This is a genomic window from Roseospirillum parvum (assembly GCF_900100455.1).
In the GTDB taxonomy this organism is placed as follows: domain Bacteria; phylum Pseudomonadota; class Alphaproteobacteria; order Rhodospirillales; family Rhodospirillaceae; genus Roseospirillum; species Roseospirillum parvum.
In genome coordinates this window covers 279,447-296,803 of sequence record NZ_FNCV01000004.1, presented here as the reverse complement: position 1 = coordinate 296,803, position 17,357 = coordinate 279,447, and the positions used below count along the sequence as shown (strand labels likewise).

The window sequence follows — 17,357 nt, the reverse complement described above, 5'->3', positions numbered from 1 at the left end:
ACACAAAATTTGGTTGCCCACTCCGAAAACCTGCCGTACCCTTTTTCTCCAACGTCGAGGGTCGGGGGGCCGCCGTCGCGCCGTGTAACGCCCCGGCCGCGCGCTTTTCGCGCCGACCAACAGAGCCGCGCGCTTGCCGCGCCAACCTTCAAAAGCGCCCAGGCATTACAAGGATCAGCGACCCATGCGGATTTCCCGTCGTTTCACCCAGGCCGACGCCGACCCCTACGCGGGGATCGCCTTCCGCACCACCAGCAGCGAGATCCGCAACCCGGACGGCAGCACCGTCTTCGCGGCCAAGGACATCGAGGTTCCGGCCCACTTCTCGCAGGTGGCGGCCGACGTGCTGGCCCAGAAGTACTTCCGCAAGGCCGGGGTGGCGGCGCGCCTGAAGCCGGTGGTCGAGGACGACGTGCCGCAGTGGCTGTGGCGCCGCGAGCCCGACCACGCGGCCCTGGCCGAGCTGCCCGAGGATGAGCGATTCGGCCCCGAGACCAACGCCCGCCAGGTCTTCAACCGGCTGGCCGGCACCTGGACCTACTGGGGCTGGAAAGGCGGCTACTTCGACCAGGAGGAAGACGCCCGCGCCTTCCACGACGAACTGGCCCACATGCTGTGCCGCCAGATGGCCGCCCCCAACAGCCCGCAGTGGTTCAACACCGGCCTGTTCTGGGCCTATGGCATCGACGGCCCGGGCCAGGGCCATTTCTACGTCGACCATGAGACCGGCGAGGTCAATCCCTCCACCTCGGCCTACGAGCGTCCGCAGCCGCACGCCTGCTTCATCCAGTCGATCGCCGACGATCTGGTCAACGAGGGCGGCATCATGGACCTGTGGCTGCGCGAGGCCCGGCTGTTCAAGTACGGCAGCGGCACCGGCACCAACTTCTCGGCCCTGCGCAGCGAGGGCGAATCGCTCTCCGGCGGCGGCAAGAGCAGCGGCCTGATGAGCTTCCTCAAGATCGGCGACCGCGCCGCCGGGGCCATCAAGTCGGGCGGCACCACCCGGCGCGCCGCCAAGATGGTGATCGTCGACGCCGACCACCCGGACATCGAAACCTTCATCGACTGGAAGATGCGCGAGGAGCAGAAGGTGGCCGCCCTGGTCACCGGCTCGAAGCAGCTCCAGCACCACCTGAACGCCGTCATGGCGGCCTGCAAGACCTTCGACGGCAGCGACCAGGCGCGCCTCGACCCCAAGCGCAATCCCGGCCTGAAAAAGGCGGTGATCGCGGCGCGCCGGGCGATGATCCCGGAGAACAGCATCCAGCGCACCATCCAGCTGGCCGGCCAGGGCATCGAGCGCATCGACGTGCCGCTGCTCGACACCGACTGGGACAGCGAGGCCTACCTGACCGTCGCCGGGCAGAACGCCAACAACTCGGTGCGCCTGTCCAACGCCTTCTTCGCGGCGGTCGAGCAGGACGGCGACTGGGACCTGATCCGGCGCACCGACGGCAAGGTGGCGCGCACCATCAAGGCGCGCGACCTGTGGGAGAAGATCGGCCACGCCGCGTGGTCGTGCGCCGATCCGGGGTTGCAGTTCGACGGCACCATCAACGAGTGGCACACCTGCCCCGAGGCGGGGCGCATCAACGCCTCCAACCCCTGCTCGGAGTACATGTTCCTCGATGACACGGCGTGCAATCTGGCCTCGCTGAACCTCTACCAGTTCCGCGACCAGGACGGCGGCTTCGACATCGACGGCTTCGCCCACGCCGCCCGCCTGTGGACCGTGGTGCTGGAAATCTCGGTCCTCATGGCCCAGTTCCCGAGCCGCGAGATCGCCCGCGGCTCCTACGACTACCGCACCCTGGGTCTGGGCTACGCCAACATCGGCGGCCTTCTGATGAGCCTCGGGCTGCCCTACGACAGCCGCGAGGGCCGCGCCCTGGCCGGCGCCATCACCGCCCTGATGACCGGCACCGCCTACGCCACCAGCGCCGAAATGGCCGAGGAACTGGGCCCCTTCCCCGGCTATCCGGCCAACGACGGCCACATGCTGCGGGTCATCCGCAACCACCGCCGGGCCGCCCACGGCCACGCCAAGGGCTATGAGGGACTGACCATCGCCCCGCTGCCGCTGGACATCAAGGCCTGCCCCGACCCGGCCCTGGCCGAGGCCGCCGGCGCCGCCTGGGACAAGGCGCTGGAACTGGGCCAGGCGCACGGCTTCCGCAACGCCCAGGTCTCGGTGATCGCCCCGACCGGCACCATCGGCCTGGTCATGGACTGCGACACCACCGGCATCGAGCCCGATTTCGCCCTGGTCAAGTTCAAGAAGCTGGCCGGCGGCGGCTACTTCAAGATCATCAACCGCATGGTCCCGGTGGCCCTCAAGACCCTGGGCTACGAGGCCGAGCAGATCGCCGCCATGGAAGCCTACGCGGTGGGCCACGGCAGCCTTCAGGGCGCCCCCGGCATCGACCACGACAAGCTCATCGCCAAGGGCTTCACCGCCGACATGCTGAACCGCGTGGAAGAGGCCCTGGGCAGCGCCTTCGACATCCGCTTCGTGTTCAACAAGTGGACCCTGGGCGAGGCCGAGGTGAGCCAACACCTGAAGCTGTCGGCCGAGCAGATGGACGACCCCGCCTTCGACATGCTGGCCGCGCTCGGCTTCGGCAAGGACGAGATCGAGGCCGCCAACATCCACGCCTGCGGCGCCATGACCCTGGAAGGCGCCCCGCACCTTCAGCCCGAGCACCTGCCGGTGTTCGACTGCGCCACCCCGTGCGGGCGCACCGGGCGGCGCTTCCTGTCGGTCGATGCCCACATCCGCATGATGGCCGGGGCGCAGAGCTTCATCTCCGGCGCCATCTCGAAAACCATCAACATGCCGGCCAGCGCCACCGTGGACGACGTCAAGGCGGCCTACCTCGCCTCCTGGCGCCTGGGCACCAAGGCCAACGCCCTCTACCGCGACGGCTCCAAGCTCAGCCAGCCGCTGGCCACCGCCCTGGTCGATGACGCGGACCTGGAAGAGGCCGACGAGCCGCTGGTCGAAAAGGTGGCCGAGAAGCCGGCCCAGGTGCAGGCCGCCATGGTCGCCGAGCGGGTCGTCGAGCGCATCGCCGCCCAGCGCCGCCGCCTGCCCGACCGGCGCAAGGGCTACACCCAGAAGGCCACCGTCGGCGGCCACAAGGTGTACCTGCGCACCGGCGAATACGAGGACGGCAAGGTCGGCGAAATCTTCATCGACATGCACAAGGAAGGCGCCGCCTTCCGCTCGCTGATGAACAACTTCGCCATCGCCATCTCGATCGGCCTGCAATACGGCGTGCCGCTGGAGGAATTCGTCGAGGCCTACACCTTCACCCGCTTCGAACCCTCCGGCATGGTCGAAGGCAATCAGGCGATCAAGATGTCGACCTCGATCCTCGACTACATCTTCCGCGAACTGGCGGTCAGCTACCTGGGGCGCAACGATCTGGCCCACGTCGAACCCGACGACATCACCCCCGATGCCATCGGACGCGGCGAAAACCAGGGCGACCTCGCCGACTGGCAGGAAGACCCGCTGGAGCGCACCATCTCCAAGGGCTACGTGCGCAACAACCTGTATATCCTGAAGGGTGCCGCCTCGCAGCCGGCCACCACCGCCCTCGAAGCCGCCCCCCAGACCCTGGAAGCGGTGGGCGCCGAAACCGTTGCCGTCAGCACCACCATCACCGCCGGCGGCGGCGGCAGCGGCCGCAAAGCCCGCATCGCCCAGGCCCGCATGCAAGGCTACGAAGGCGACAGCTGCCCCGAATGCGGCAACTTCACCCTGGTCCGCAACGGCACCTGCCTGAAATGCGACACCTGCGGCGCAACCACCGGGTGCTCGTGAAGCAGAAAACCGCTTGAGGACGCAGACCTTCGTCTGCCTCCAGCCACAGAATAACTATTCCGGGCGCTTCGGCGCCCGGAAGTCCAAGCTGGAACGAAACGGTAACGAAGCCCATGAGAGTCAAGAAGGCACAGGTCCAGAATTACCGCAGCGTCATGGACAGCGGCGAATTCGAAATCGACCGGGACAAGACTATCCTTGTCGGGATCAACGAGGCGGGGAAGTCGGCCATCCTGGCGGCGCTCCAGCACATCAACCCTCCGAAGGACGTGAAACCGCTCCACCCGCTCCGGGACTATCCAAGAAGCCGCTACAACGAGGACATCAAAAGCGGCGCGCGAGAGCCCAGCGAAATCCCTATCGCAACAGCGGTGTTCGAACTAGAGGATGCAGATCGCGAAGTGCTCCCAGAACACATCCGCTCTGCGGTAACTGGACTCAAGGTTACGGCCTTCCTCGATAACCACCGCAACTGCGATCTCCTGGGCGAGTTCGACAGGCTGACCCACAAGGACATCAAGAACGACCTCAGGCGGATTGCAGCCCACGCGGACAAGACTGCGGAAGCAGCCGATCCGCCCCGGACCCCGAGCGCAAGCGCGCAACTCGACAAGATCGAAGAGTCCATCCCGAGCGACGGATCGCTCAGAGCGGTCGACCGCGACGCGATCAAGAAGTGGCTCAAGGTTGTCGTTCCTGATATCGCCGAACAATCTGAAGATGAGCAGCGGCTCGAAAGGGTCGAGGATAAACTGAAAGCGGACGATGCGATTGAATCCGCAGTCGAGCCTCTTGAGAAGCAGGTGCCGCGGTTCGTGCTTTTCAACAACTATTTCAGGGTCAGGGCCCGTCTCCATCTCGAGTCTCTCGCACGGAAGCAAGGGGGCCCGGAGCCCATCGAGCGGGAGGACTACGGCAACCTATGCCTCCTCAACCTTCTCGGCTACGAAGCCAAGGAGCTCGCGGACCTCGGCCGCATCAGTGACGCTCAGCGGAAGGACCACGACCCTAAGATCCAAGAGCGCATCGACGAGCGCCGCGCGGGCCTTGACTCAGCCGAGGAACGCCTGACCCGGGAAATCCGGCGGATATGGAATCCGGACCCAGGAAGGGATGAAGCCAAGACGATGCGCATCCAGGCTGATGGCCCGTACCTCAATGTCACGGTTCAGGATTCGATCGGCACGAACATCGATCTCGATCAGCGCTCGGAAGGTTTCCAGTGGCTCGTGTCGTTTTTCGTGGTCTTCTTCTCGGAGGCCAAGGGGCAACTCCAGAATGCCGTGCTCTTGCTCGACGAGCCAGGCGTCAGCCTGCATGCGCTCAAGCAACGCGAGTTCCAGAAGACCATTTCGCGACTGGCGGAGTCCAACCAGACGATCTTCACGACGCACTCCCCTTTCCTCGTGGGCTCCGGGGAACTCGACCTCGTTCGTGTGGTCGAGATGACGGACCGTTCAAAGGGGACGAAGGTCAACACCTCGGTTACCTCCGAGGACCCGGCTTCCCTGCTCCCGCTTCAGGAGGCTCTCGGCTACGACATGGCCCACAGCCTTTTCTCCCAAGAGCGCAACCTCGTTGCAGAAGGGCTCACCGACTACTTCTACCTCTCAGCGATGGCCGAACTGCTGAGGGCAGGGGAAATCGCCGATATGAACGAGAAGATCGCGGTTATTCCGGCCGGCACCGCCGGACGGGTCACGTACTTTGCCACCATACTTCACGCTCACAAACTGAAGGTGGCAGCGCTCCTCGATTCCGACACCGCAGGCGACAACGAAGCCAATCGGGAGGAACTCATTCACGCCCTAAAGCAGCGGGCGATCCTGCGCACAAAAGATCATCTCAAGACGCCTATCGCCAAGGCTGAAATCGAAGACATGCTCAGGGAAACGTTGGTTGCTGTGGCAAAGGATGATCTAGGCTGGGATGTCGAAGCGAAGGCAAAGGAGCAACCGAACCGCCCAATCATCAGCCTGTTCGAGAATGAGGTGCCTGACTTTGGGAAGTACAAGCTGGCCAAGGCTTTTCTGCGATGGGCACGCACTCACGAGGCCTCCGACCTCACGGAGGATGAGCGGGAGCAATGGAAGGGCTTGGTAGAGGCGATCAACAGGGCCCTCAAGTAGCGCTCTTTTCATTCCGGAGGACTTCGTACGTAGCCGCGCCGCCCTCCAGAACAGGTGAAAAGGAGCTTGAGGAGAGCCGTCAGGTCCCCAAACCCCTTTTGAGGGGGCGCGGCGCCAAGCACCCTGAGTGCCCCGCTCTGCCTTGCGCGTTCCACACCCACGAATTGGCGGGGTCCGGGGGGACCCTGTCCCCCCGGCGGGGGTTTGGGGGCGGAGCCCCCGAGTTCCCCTGTTCCCTTAGAACGGAAAGAACACGGGCACGGTGGCGATGGTCAGGATCAGGGCGGCGGTTTGCAGGGGGATGCCGACTTTGACGAAGTCGTTGAAGCGGTATCCGCCGGGTCCCAGGACCAGGGTGTTGACGGGCGAGGCGACTGGGGTGGCGAAGGCGGTGGAGGCGGCCAGGGCTACGCCCATCAGCAGCGGGTAGGGGGAGATGCCGAGCGACTGGGCGGCGCCGATGGCCATCGGGGCGACCAGCACGGTGGTGGCGGTATTGCTGATGACCTGGCTGAACACCGAGGTGAGGACGACCAGTCCGGCGAGCAGGGCGGTTGGTCCGATGCTGCCCAGGCTGCCGACCAGGGTATCGACGATCAGGGCCATGGCACCGCTGTTTTCGAGGGCGGTGGCCATTGGGAGCATGCCGGCAATGAGGACCAGGCTGGGCCAGTTGATGGCCCGGTAGAGTCCGCTGGTGGCGACCGCGCCGGAGAGCACCATGGCGACGGCGGCGGCGAGCACGGCGACCACGGTGGGCATCAGTTCCAGGCTGATCAGGCCGAGCATGGCGAGGGCGATGATAAGGGCGTGGGGGGCCTTGTCGGGGGCTTCGGCGACGTCGTTCATTTCCTCGGGGAAGCGCAGCACCACCAGGTCCTGGCGGGCTTCGCGCAGGTTGGCGATTTCCTTCCAGCCGCCGCCCAGCAGCAGGGCGTCGCCGAAGCGCAGGGGCTGGGTGGCGAAGTTGCCGCTGACCGGGCGCCCCTTGCGCTGCACGGCCAGCACGCCGAGGCCGGTGCGGTGGCGGAAGCGGGTTTCCTTGAGGGTTTTGCCGATCAGGTTGCTGTCCGGGGTGAGCAGCACGTCGGCCAGACCGAGTTGTCGGGCCATGATGCGTTCGGCCGCCTCGTCCAGCGGGTGGGCGGTCATTTCCAGGGTGGCGGCGATGTGGGCCAACTCGTCGTCGTTCTGGGCGCTGTGCACGGCGAGCACGGTCTGGCCGGCCTCGAAGCGGCTGTGGGCCAGGGCCGGGGAGACGCGGCGCCCGAACGAGCCGGCCTCCTCGAAGCCGAGCACGGTGATGCCGTATTCGCTGCGCAGGGCGGCTTCGGCCACGGTCAGGCCGTCCAGCGCCGAGCCGGGGCCGATGTCGAGGCGCACCAGCTTGTCGGCGATGCCGTAGTGGGCGGCGAGGTCGCGCAGGCTGCGCCGCTCGCGGCCGCCCGCCGGACCGGGTCGGCCGCCGGGCAGCAGGCGGCGGCCGATGGTCAGCATGTAGCCCAGGCCGAGCAGCAGGATCAGGAAGGCGGGGCCGGTGAAATCGAAGAAGTCGAAGGGGGCGAGGCCGGCCCGCTGAAGCTGGGTGCTGACCACCAGGTTGGGCGGCGTGCCGATCAGGGTGAGCATGCCGCCGATCAGCGAGCCGAAGGCCAGCGGCATCATCAGGCGCCCGGGCGGCAGGCCGGCCTTGACGGCCAGCCGGAGGGCGACCGGGATGAAGATGGCGACGGCGCCGGTCGAGCTCATGAAGGCCGACAGCACCGCCACCACGCCCATCAGAAGGAAGGTCAGGCGGGCCTCGCCGGTGCCTGCGGTGTCGACCAGCCAGTCGCCGACCCGGAAGGCGACGCCGGTGCGGAACAGTCCCTCGCCGACCACGAACAGGCCGCCGATGATGACCACCACGGTGGCCCCGAAGCCGGCCACCGCCTGCTGGGGGCTGACCAGCCCGGTCAGGGCCAGGGCGAGCACGGCCAGCATGGCCACCACGTCGAGCCGGATGCGGTCGCTGACGAACAGGGCGATGGTGGCGCCAAGGATGGCGAAAACGGTGATCATGTCGGCGGTCATGTCCCCTCCCCGGGAGCTGGCGTTGGCGGCGTTTCCAGCCCCACATGGGGACGTTCCACGGCAAGGCCCAGCCCCGGCCGGCGCGAGGATTTGATGACACCCCGCCCGGCTGGGTTATTTCGCGACCTGTGACGACGATCACAGGAGGGGCCCCGGGAGAGGCCTAGAATGGCTCTCAACAGCGCAGAACCGAGAAAGTCGATCAGGTTCCGGGTGTGGCGTCCCTCGATCCCCCCAGCATCGGCACCCGGAATGGGCCCGCTTCCCCAACCAGGGAAGCGGGCCTTTTCTTGTGGATTTCAGGGCGCCGTTACAGCCCCAGGGCTTGTTCGGCCGGGGTGTACGCCAGCCCCTGGGCCTTGGCCACGCCCTCGCAGGTGATCCGGCCGTCGAGCACGTTCAGGCCGTTCCTCAGGTTGGCGTCGTCGGCCAGGGCCTGCTTCCAGCCCTTGCCGGCCAGGGCCAGGGTGAAGGGCAGGGTGGCGTTGTTCAGGGCCAGGGTGGAGGTGCGGGCCACGCCGCCCGGCATGTTGGCGACGCAGTAGTGCACCACCTCGTCGACCAGATAGGTCGGCTCGGCGTGGGTGGTCGGCTTGGAGGTTTCGAAGCAACCGCCCTGGTCGATGGCCACGTCGACCGCCACCGCGCCGCGCTGCATGTTGGCGACCATCTCGCGGCTGACCAGCCTGGGCGCCGAGTCGCCGGGCACCAGCACGGCGCCGACCACCAGATCGGCGGCCAGGACGTTTTCCTCGATGGCGTCGACGGTGGCGTAGATGGTGTTCAGCATGGGGCCGAACTGCATATCCAGCTCTTTCAGCCGGTCCAGGTTCTTGTCGATCACGGTGACGTGGGCCTCCAGCCCCATGGCCATGCGCGCCGCGTTGGTGCCGACCACACCGCCACCGAGGATCACCACCTTGGCCGCCGGCACCCCGGGCACGCCACCGAGCAGCACGCCGCGCCCGCCCTGGGCGCGCTCCAGGCAGTGGGCGCCGGCCTGGATGGCCATGCGCCCGGCGACCTCGCTCATCGGAGCCAGCAGGGGCAGGCCGCCGCGCCGGTCGGTGACCGTCTCGTAGGCGATGGCGATGGCGCCCGACTCCTGAAGCAGGCGGGTCTGCTCGGGGTCGGGGGCGAGGTGCAGGTAGGTGAACAGCACCTGGCCCGGTTTCAGCATGCGGCACTCGGCGGGCTGCGGCTCCTTCACCTTGACGATCATCTCGGCCTCGGCGAACACCGCCTGGGCGCTGTCGGCGATGCGCGCCCCGGCCTGGGTGTAGGCCTCGTCGGGCAGGCCGATGGCGGCGGCGGCGTCGGTTTCCACCACCACCTCGTGGCCGTGATGGGTCAACTCGCGCACACTGGCCGGGGTCAAACCGACCCGATACTCGTGGTTCTTGATTTCCTTGGGAACACCGATCCGCATGGCATGAGCCTCCTTGCCGGTTGAATTTCTTGGAACTTGCGAATTTAAACTTGTGAAGCCTCTTTGAACTTGCGGACTTCTTGAATCGTCAAAGGGTCGACTGGACGTTGAATGGTTAAAGAGTAGGCTGGACGGGCGGCGCATGTCCTTGCAAAATGGCGCTCCAAAGGACATCCTGACGCAATCTTTCACCGCTTTTTGGCCGTCCCATCGAAGGAACTTCCACGGCATGCCCACCCCCCCGGCCCGCCTCGATCAGATCGACCGGCGCCTGCTCGGGCTGCTGCAGAGCGACGGCCGGATGACCAACGCCGCCCTGGCCGAGGCGGTGGGGCTGTCGGCCTCGGCCTGTCACCGGCGGGTGGCGCGGCTGGAGGCGGCGGGCATCATCGAGGGCTACGGGGCCAGGCTCGACCCGGCGCGGCTGGGCCGGCCGACCAGCGTCTTCGTCGAGGTCCGCCTGACCAGCCAGCACGAAAGCGTGCTCGACGCCTTCGAGGCGGCGGTGCTCGACGGCCCGGAAGTCATCGAATGCTATCTGATGGGCGGCGAGGCCGACTACCAGCTACGCATCGCCGTCGCCGACATGGCCGACTACGAGCGCCTGCACCGCCAGTTCCTGGCCCGTCTGCCCGGGGTGGCCACGCTGCGCTCCAGCTTCGCCATCCGCACGGTGTGCCGGCGCACCCAAATGGCGATTCCCGAAACATCGTAACTTTCAGGCTGCTGTGGTCTTTCCCCCGGCAAGTCGGCATTATGGCGGATCGACCAATCGGGGCACGCCCCCCCGCGACATGGTGATGGAGGAGAGAACCGGCATGGACAGCGATACCCCGCCACGGGGCGACAAGGGCTTCGACCTGGGCGCCCGGCTGAGGGCCATCCGCGACGGGCGTGGGCTGTCGCAGCGCGAGTTGGCCAAGCGGGCCGGGGTGACCAACTCGACCATCTCGCTGATCGAGCAGAACCGGGTGTCGCCGTCGGTGTCGTCGCTGAAGAAGGTGCTGGATGGGATCCCGATGACCCTGGCCGAGTTCTTCACCCCGCCCTCGGGCGGACCGACCCAGCTCTTCTTCCCGGCCGACGAGATGGCCCAGATGAGCTTCGGCGACCTTTCGCTGACCAGCATCGGCGGGCGCGGCGAGGGGCGCGACATCCACCTGATGCTGGAACACTACCAGCCGGGCGGCGACACCGGTCAGGACATGATCACCTATCCGGGCGAGGAAGCCGGGCTGGTCCTGGAGGGCGAGATCGAGGTGACGGTGGGCGATCAGGTGCGCCGTCTGGTCGCCGGCGACGGCTATCACATCGACACCGGCGTGCCGCACCGCTTCCGCAACCCGTCCCAGGGCCCGGCCCGGGTCGTCAGCGCCAGCACCAACGCCCTGATCCTGAAAGGCAACCGCCGCCCCTGACGGTCTCGGCAGCGCTTTGTCGGCGGTCCCGGAAACGCTGCCCACTGGACGCGTTGAACCCCAGGGATTATTGAGGGATGCTGGATGGTGGGACAGGGCCACCCCCCGACCGGCCGCTGACGGGCGCCTGTCGCCCTGTTCCCCGTGATCCTGTCCCGTTCCCGAGGTTGAGCGTCATGAGCCCCCTTTCGCCGCCCCGTAAACGCTTCACCGCAGAGGTGCGCCGCGACCAGCAGCGCAAGGACGACGGCACCCGCCCCTCCGCCGCCCCGGGCGAGGTGCTGGAGGCGCTGACCGCGCTGCATCAGGAGCTCGCCGCCCTGCGCCAGGAAGTACGCCAGAGCAGGTCGGAGCAACCGGAGCAGACCGCCGCCGGCTGTCATGCGCCACACTGCATCACGCCCGACGAACAGGCCGACATCAAGCGCGAGCGCGAGGAGATCGCCATCCTCAAGACCGAGATCCGCGCCCTGGCCCAGAGCATCCAGGACACCAAGCGGGAAATCGCCGCCCTGCGCTACCGCGACTCCGAGCAGGACCGCATCGTGGCGGCGACCAGCGAACTCGACACCATCGTCGAGTCGACCGAGGAGGCCACCCACACCATCCTGGAGCAGGCCGAGAAGATCGACGGCCTGATGCAGACCATCAAGGCGCAAAGCGGGGACGCCAACATCAACCATCTGGCCGAGGACGCCGCCGACTGCGTGGTCGCCATCTTCGAGGCCTGCAACTTCCAGGACCTGACCGGGCAGCGGGTCTCCAAGGTGGTCACCACCTTGCAGTATGTCGAGGATCGGGTTGACCGCATGATCGCCATCTGGGGCAGCGACCAGATCGAGGAGCTGGCCGCCGAGCCCCCCCAAACCGCGGCCCAGGCGGACGACGAGGCCCACCTTCTGAACGGCCCCGGCGACAAGGCCAGCGCCATCAGTCAGGCCGACATCGACGCCCTGTTCGACTGACCGACCGCAAGTCGACCCGCCAAGGCGCCATCGGCCGGGCCCCGGCCGCCCACCGGGCATCACCTTCAGGTCTTCCGGGGGCGACGACGGCGGTGCTATAGTCGTGTTGCAAAAGCGAAATGGATTGCCCGGCAAAGGGCACCCCGGGGACGAGACCGACGAAAGCCGAAAGGCAACAGCCGCCATGACCGCCACGCTGCAAACCGCCATGCAGGCCGTGATCCAGGCCACCGAAACCCCCGGCGAGGGAGGCCCGCTGGGCATCGCCCGGCCGGTGGTGGCGGTGTCGCGCGACCACGGCAGCGGCGGCGACGAGATCGCCCGCAAACTGGCCGAGCGTCTGGGCGTGCCGTGCTACGACCAGGAACTGGTCACCCACGTCGCGGCGCGCCTGGAAACCGATGCCACGGTGGCCCGCATGATCGACGAAAGCGTCGGCAAGGCGCGCGACATGTGGCTGACCGGGCTGGTCACCGGGCGCGACCTGGGCCTGGGCACCACCAAGCGCCATCTGGTCAACGTCATCCTGTCGCTGGCCAAGGCCGGCGGGGTTTTGGTCGGCCGGGGCTCGCACGTGGTGCTGTCCTCCGGGGCGGCGCTTCGGGTGCGCATCACCGGCAGCCCCGAGGTCTGCGCCCGCCGGCTGGCCAAGGCCGAGGGCCTGACCCCAGACGCGGCGCTGAAGCAGGTCAAGGACATCAACCACAACCGTGGCAAGTTCGTGTGGGACCTGTTCCACGTGCGGACCAGCGAGGCCAGCGCCTTCGATCTGGTCCTCAACACCGACCGGCTCAACGACTGGGAGTCGCTGGTCGACACCCTGGTCGCCGCCACCCAGGCCATTCAGACCGCCCAGGGCGGTCAGGGCGGCCACTGACCGGCCCGCCGGCGACCGCCCACCCAGCAACCACCGCCCATCCAGCAACACCGCCCATCCAGACAGTATCGCGCGGGTCCGCCGCCTTGCCGACCCGCCGCCGGAACAAAGGGGAACCGCTACCGTGAACGTGATCGCCGAGGCGCCGGCCCTGAGCCGGCTTCTGATGTCGGGCAACGAGGCCGTCGCCCGGGGGGTGTGGGAGGCCGGGGCCCGCGTCGCCACCGCCTACCCCGGCACGCCCTCGACCGAGATCCTGGAAAGCCTGGCCGACTACCCGGACATCAACGTCCAGTGGTCGGTCAACGAGAAGGTGGCGCTGGAAGTGGCCATCGGTGCCTCGATCGCCGGCGGGCGGGCCTTCTGCGCCATGAAGCACGTCGGCCTCAATGTGGCCGCCGACCCGCTGCTCAGCCAGACCCTGCCCGGGGCCAACGGCGGGCTGGTCATCGGGGTGGCCGATGATGTCGGCCTGTCGTCGTCGCAGAACGAGCAGGACAGCCGCTACTGGGGCCGCTTCGGCCACATGCCGGTGTTCGAGCCGGGCGACTCGCAAGAGGCCCGCGACATGGTGATGGAGGCCTTCGAGGTTTCCGAGCGCCACGGCGTGGCCGCCATCCTGCGCCTGACCACCCGGGTCTGCCACGTCAAGGCGATGGCCGAGGTGGGCGAGCGCCTGGACCCGCCCCTCAAGCCGTTCGAGATCAACCCGCGCCGCTGGGTGGTGGTGCCGGTCAACGCCAAGGCCCTGCTGCCCAACATGTTCGCCCGCGATGGCCGGCTGACCGAGGAGTCGACCAACAGCCCGCTGAACCAGGAATGGAGCGGCAGCGACAGCCGGCTGGGCATCATCGCCTCCGGCCCGGCGGCGATGAACGCGCGCGAAGCCTGCCCCGACGCCCCGCTGTTCAAGCTGGGCATGAGCCACCCCATGCCGCTGGAGCGGCTGAAGGCCTTCGCCGCCAAGGTCGACAAGGTGCTGGTGGTGGAAGAGGTCGAGCCCTTGATCGAGACCGAGCTCAAGGCGGCCGGGGTCGCGGTCCACGGCAAGGACGTGCTGCCCCAGTACGGCGAGTTGACCGCCCCCATCGTGCGCCAGACGGTGGCCGGCCTGCTGGGCGAAACCGTGCCCGCCCCGGCGCTGGCCGAAACGGCGCCCGAGGTGTTCCCCCGGCCGCCCACCCTGTGTGCCGGCTGCCCCCACCTGACGCCCTTCTACTGCCTCTCCAAGCTGCGCAAGAAGGTGGTCATCACCGGCGACATCGGCTGCTACACCCTGGGCGTCGGCCACCCCTGGAACGCCGTCGACACCTGCACCTGCATGGGCGCCTCGATCACCATGGCCCACGGCCTGGAGGCGGTCCTCAAGGAAACCGATCCGAGCAAGCGGCTGGTCGCCACCATCGGCGATTCCACCTTCCTGCACATGGGCATGCAGGGGCTGGTCAACATGGTCTACAACCGGGCCAACGTGACCCTGCTGCTGCTCGACAACGCCACCGTGGCGATGACCGGCGGCCAGGACCACCCGGGCACCGGGCGCGACATCCACGGCATGGAAACCCCCAAGGTGGACTATCGCACCCTGTGTCTGGCCCTGGGCGTGGACGAGAACCACTACCACGACGTCGACCCCTACGACCTGCCGCGCCTGTTCAAGATCCTGCGCACCGAGGTCGAGGCGCCCGGCGTCTCGGTGATCCGCACCAACCGGCCGTGCGTGCTGACCGACAAGTTCTGCAACAACCCGCCGCTCAAGGTGGTCGACGAGGACTGCACCGGCTGCGGCAACTGTCTGGCCGTCGGCTGCCCGGCGATCATGGTCACCCGGCGCGAAACCACCACCGACAACCGGGGCCGCGAGAAGGAGCTGACCTTCGTTAAGATCGACAGCGAGTTCTGCACCGGGTGCGACACCTGTGTCGCCACCTGCGGTCCCAAGTGCATCGTTCCCGCCACCGCCGAGGCCACCCCATGAGCTCCCACACCGATACCCCCGCGACCGGCCCCGAGGTCGGCCCGGTCACCAACATCCTGGTCTGCGGCATCGGCGGCCAGGGCGTGATGACGGCCGCCGAGCTGCTCGCCCAGGCGGCCATCTCGCTGGGCCACGACGTGAAGAAGACCGAGGTCGCCGGCATGGCCCAGCGCGGCGGCGTGGTCACCTCGCACGTGCGTTTCGGGCCCAAGGTGGTCGCCCCGGCCATCGCCCCCGGGGAGGCCGACCTTCTGATCGGCTTCGAGGTGGCCGAGGCGCTGCGCTGGACCACCCACCTGAAGCCCGACGGCTGCGCCATGGTCAACGTCATGCGCATTCCGCCGCTGGTCGTCTCCGGGGGCCTGTTCCCCTACCCCGACGACCCGGTGGCGCAGATGCAGGCCAGCGGCCGTCAGGTCATCGCCTTCGACGCCGAGGCCATCGCCCGCCAGTTGGGCACCGTGCGGCTGGTCAACACCATCCTGCTCGGCGCCATCGCCGACCACCTGCCGTTCCCGGCCGAGGTCTTGCGCGACACCGTGCTGGCCGGCTTCCGGGCCAGGAAGCCGGCCCTGGTCGAGCTCAACGCCCAGGCCTTCGACACCGGCCGCGCCACCGCCCGCGAGCGCGAGATGGCCAAGGCCGTGTAAGGGTTCGTCGCCCCGTTCGCCGCGCGGCGGGGGCGACGGCGGGACCATTGCCGGAACCGGTTCGCGGAGTCCGCGCCTCCGGCCAGCGGCCCCGCCCTGTCCGCCGCGCCCGAAAGGGGGGACCGGAACCATGCGCATGTGGACACCCACCGTCCGCCGGCTGGCCCTGGCCGTCGGCCTGCTGCTGCTGCCGTGTGTCGCCAACGCCGGCCAGGTGGTGGTCGAGTATCCCAGGAACACCAACGGCGTGGTCATCGACCACTGCTACCACTGGGCCAAGGACTGCGACCAGTACGCCGCCGACAAGGTGTGTCAGGCCCTGGGCCACAGCCACGCCGTGGACTTCCGCTGGCAGCTGATGGAACCCACCTACGTGCTGGGCACCGGGCAGACCTGCACCGGCCATTGCGGCGGCTTCACCCGCGTCATCTGCGAGACCGGACGCGGCGGCGGGGGCGGCGGCGGCGCCCGTTCCTGCGCCACCGACAACGACTGCCCGGGTTCGATCTGCCTGCTCGGCGTGTGCGCCAATTAGGCCCCGAACTGAGCCCCTGAACAGGGAGGCTGGCCAGCCCCCCTTGCCGAGCCCCGGCGCCCCCGCCGGGGAGGGCATGGACGGGACCCGCCAGCCAGCGGGCCAGCAAACTCGTGGCCGCAGTAGCGGCACGCGCCCTAAAACTCGTGGCCGCAGTAGCGGCACATATGGGCCGCAGCCTTGACGTCCTCGGCGCAGCGCGGGCATGTCTTGAGGCTGGCGGCGGTGGCCAGGAGATCGCGGCGACGCGGCGCGGCCTCGCCGGTGAGGGCCCAGGCGAGGACAAACAAATAGCCGATGACGGTCCAGCCGAGCACAAGGTTGATGACGAAAACCGCGTCGCGGGAACACTGCCGCCGCCCGAGCGCCACCAGCGACGGCAGCAGGTAGGCGATGGCGGCGGCGACCACAAAGACGGCGCTCCGTTCGTGCTCGCTCATGGTCTCCTCCCGTGCGCCATGAAGAGAGACAACCGCGAAAGTTGCTGAAAGGATAACTGACCCGATGACCGACACGCAAACCCTCGATGGCCGGGTGGCCGTGGTGACCGGCGCCGCCCAGGGCATCGGTCTGGCCTGTGCCCGCGCCCTGGCCCAGGCCGGGGCGGCGGTGGTGCTGGCCGACCGCGACGCCGAGGCCCTGGCCCAGGCGGTGGCCGGGCTCACCCAGGCCGGCCACCGGGCCCTGGCCGCCACCGTCGACCTGAGCCAGCCCGAGCGCGCCGCCGAGCCGGTGGCCGCCGCCGTCGATGCCTTCGGGCGGATCGACGTGCTGGTCAACAACGCCGGCATCCTGATCACCGGCGACGTGCTGGACATCACCCTGGAGCAGCTCGACCAGGTGCTGTCGGTCAACCTCAAGGCCGCCTTCGTGGCCAGCCAGGCGGCCGCCCGGCACATGGTCGAGGCGGGCATTCAGGGCAGCATCGTCAACATGAGCAGCATCAACGCCAAGGTGGCCATCCCGGCCGCCCTGCCCTACTGCGTCAGCAAGGGCGGACTGGCCCAGTTGACCACCACCATGGCCCTGGGGCTGGCCCCGCACGGCATCCGCGTCAACGCGGTCGGCCCGGGCTCCATCGACACGTCCATGCTGGGCGGCCTGACCGACAACCCGGCGGCCCTCAAGGCCACCCTGTCGCGCACCCCGCTGGGCCGCGTCGGGCGGCCCGAGGAGATCGCCCAGGTGGTGCTGTTCCTGGCCAGCGCGGCGGCCAGCTACGTCACCGGGCAGACCATCTACGCCGACGGCGGCCGGCTGGCCCTCAACGGCGTGGTCCCGGTGCCCGGCGACTGAGCGCCATGGACATCCTGCTGTTCCTCATCCCGATGGCCCTGTTCCTGGGCCTGCTCGGCCTGGGGGCCTTCCTGTGGGCCCTCAGGAGCGGCCAGTTCGACGACCTCGACGGGGCCGCCCAACGCATCCTGTTCGACGACGACGAACCGCCCCCCGGGGATGACCGCCCGTGAAA

The 17,357-nt window shown here is 68.2% G+C and carries 14 protein-coding genes; 11 read left to right on the top strand and 3 right to left on the bottom strand.

What is annotated here, in order from left to right; all coding sequences use genetic code 11:
* The first annotated feature begins 184 nt into the window (after positions 1–184).
* Both BLR95_RS08255 and BLR95_RS08250 read left to right on the top strand, forming a co-directional pair.
* Positions 185–3,832 carry a vitamin B12-dependent ribonucleotide reductase gene (locus BLR95_RS08255; protein ID WP_092618189.1) on the top strand — a complete coding sequence of 1,216 codons (3,648 nt, stop codon included), beginning with the start codon at positions 185–187 and terminating at the stop codon, positions 3,830–3,832.
* 113 nt (positions 3,833–3,945) lie between these two features.
* Complete coding sequence (locus tag BLR95_RS08250) at positions 3,946–5,961, top strand: AAA family ATPase (protein ID WP_092618187.1); 2,016 nt, start codon at positions 3,946–3,948, stop codon at positions 5,959–5,961.
* 237 nt (positions 5,962–6,198) lie between these two features.
* Here BLR95_RS08250 and BLR95_RS08245 read toward each other — a convergent pair whose 3' ends face one another.
* Positions 6,199–8,034, bottom strand: a complete 1,836-nt coding sequence (locus BLR95_RS08245; RefSeq protein WP_092618185.1) for an SLC13 family permease — start codon at positions 8,032–8,034, stop codon at positions 6,199–6,201.
* Positions 8,035–8,344: 310 nt separating this feature from the next.
* Positions 8,345–9,463, bottom strand: coding sequence for an alanine dehydrogenase (ald, locus tag BLR95_RS08240; protein ID WP_092618183.1), 1,119 nt, complete (start codon positions 9,461–9,463; stop codon positions 8,345–8,347).
* 229 nt (positions 9,464–9,692) lie between these two features.
* Here ald and BLR95_RS08235 point away from each other — a divergent pair, with 229 nt between their 5' ends.
* From BLR95_RS08235 to BLR95_RS08205, 7 genes are all read left to right on the top strand, one after another.
* A complete protein-coding gene (locus BLR95_RS08235) occupies positions 9,693–10,178 on the top strand; it encodes an Lrp/AsnC family transcriptional regulator (protein WP_092618181.1) in 486 nt (161 codons plus the stop codon).
* Between the two features lie 103 nt (positions 10,179–10,281).
* A complete protein-coding gene (locus BLR95_RS08230) occupies positions 10,282–10,881 on the top strand; it encodes a cupin domain-containing protein (protein WP_092618175.1) in 600 nt (199 codons plus the stop codon).
* Between the two features lie 176 nt (positions 10,882–11,057).
* Positions 11,058–11,846: a protein phosphatase CheZ gene (locus BLR95_RS08225; protein WP_176787720.1), complete on the top strand. Its 789-nt coding sequence runs from the start codon at positions 11,058–11,060 to the stop codon at positions 11,844–11,846.
* A 184-nt stretch (positions 11,847–12,030) separates the two neighbouring features.
* The gene (locus BLR95_RS08220) at positions 12,031–12,723 is read left to right on the top strand and encodes a cytidylate kinase-like family protein (protein ID WP_092618173.1); all 693 of its coding nucleotides are present in this window, start codon (positions 12,031–12,033) and stop codon (positions 12,721–12,723) included.
* 124 nt (positions 12,724–12,847) lie between these two features.
* Positions 12,848–14,701, top strand: coding sequence for a thiamine pyrophosphate-dependent enzyme (locus tag BLR95_RS08215; protein ID WP_245689368.1), 1,854 nt, complete (start codon positions 12,848–12,850; stop codon positions 14,699–14,701).
* Positions 14,698–15,351: an indolepyruvate oxidoreductase subunit beta gene (locus BLR95_RS08210; RefSeq protein ID WP_092618170.1), complete on the top strand. Its 654-nt coding sequence runs from the start codon at positions 14,698–14,700 to the stop codon at positions 15,349–15,351. The genes BLR95_RS08215 and BLR95_RS08210 overlap by 4 nt, the downstream gene beginning before the upstream one ends.
* A 136-nt stretch (positions 15,352–15,487) precedes the next feature.
* The gene (locus tag BLR95_RS08205; RefSeq protein WP_092618167.1) at positions 15,488–15,886 is read left to right on the top strand and encodes a hypothetical protein; all 399 of its coding nucleotides are present in this window, start codon (positions 15,488–15,490) and stop codon (positions 15,884–15,886) included.
* A 137-nt stretch (positions 15,887–16,023) separates the two neighbouring features.
* On the opposite strand, the gene BLR95_RS08200 is transcribed toward BLR95_RS08205, so the two are convergent.
* Complete coding sequence (locus BLR95_RS08200; RefSeq protein WP_092618165.1) at positions 16,024–16,326, bottom strand: superinfection immunity protein; 303 nt, start codon at positions 16,324–16,326, stop codon at positions 16,024–16,026.
* A gap of 64 nt (positions 16,327–16,390) precedes the next feature.
* Here BLR95_RS08200 and BLR95_RS08195 point away from each other — a divergent pair, with 64 nt between their 5' ends.
* Together BLR95_RS08195 and ccoS are read left to right on the top strand one after the other, a co-directional pair.
* Complete coding sequence (locus BLR95_RS08195) at positions 16,391–17,182, top strand: SDR family NAD(P)-dependent oxidoreductase (RefSeq protein ID WP_092618163.1); 792 nt, start codon at positions 16,391–16,393, stop codon at positions 17,180–17,182.
* 5 nt (positions 17,183–17,187) lie between these two features.
* Entirely contained in the window at positions 17,188–17,355 is a 168-nt protein-coding gene (ccoS, locus tag BLR95_RS08190; protein WP_092618161.1) for a cbb3-type cytochrome oxidase assembly protein CcoS, read from the top strand.
* Positions 17,356–17,357 lie beyond the last annotated feature (2 nt).

Coding starts and splice junctions, on each gene's coding strand:
- BLR95_RS08220 (WP_092618173.1), top strand. CDS start 12,031: ATGACCGCCACGCTGCAAACCGCCATGCAGGCCGTGATCCAGGCCACC.
- ccoS (WP_092618161.1), top strand. CDS start 17,188: ATGGACATCCTGCTGTTCCTCATCCCGATGGCCCTGTTCCTGGGCCTG.
- BLR95_RS08255 (WP_092618189.1), top strand. CDS start 185: ATGCGGATTTCCCGTCGTTTCACCCAGGCCGACGCCGACCCCTACGCG.
- BLR95_RS08195 (WP_092618163.1), top strand. CDS start 16,391: ATGACCGACACGCAAACCCTCGATGGCCGGGTGGCCGTGGTGACCGGC.
- BLR95_RS08235 (WP_092618181.1), top strand. CDS start 9,693: ATGCCCACCCCCCCGGCCCGCCTCGATCAGATCGACCGGCGCCTGCTC.
- BLR95_RS08210 (WP_092618170.1), top strand. CDS start 14,698: ATGAGCTCCCACACCGATACCCCCGCGACCGGCCCCGAGGTCGGCCCG.
- BLR95_RS08245 (WP_092618185.1), bottom strand. CDS start 8,034: ATGACCGCCGACATGATCACCGTTTTCGCCATCCTTGGCGCCACCATC.
- BLR95_RS08250 (WP_092618187.1), top strand. CDS start 3,946: ATGAGAGTCAAGAAGGCACAGGTCCAGAATTACCGCAGCGTCATGGAC.
- BLR95_RS08200 (WP_092618165.1), bottom strand. CDS start 16,326: ATGAGCGAGCACGAACGGAGCGCCGTCTTTGTGGTCGCCGCCGCCATC.
- BLR95_RS08225 (WP_176787720.1), top strand. CDS start 11,058: ATGAGCCCCCTTTCGCCGCCCCGTAAACGCTTCACCGCAGAGGTGCGC.
- ald (WP_092618183.1), bottom strand. CDS start 9,463: ATGCGGATCGGTGTTCCCAAGGAAATCAAGAACCACGAGTATCGGGTC.
- BLR95_RS08205 (WP_092618167.1), top strand. CDS start 15,488: ATGTGGACACCCACCGTCCGCCGGCTGGCCCTGGCCGTCGGCCTGCTG.
- BLR95_RS08230 (WP_092618175.1), top strand. CDS start 10,282: ATGGACAGCGATACCCCGCCACGGGGCGACAAGGGCTTCGACCTGGGC.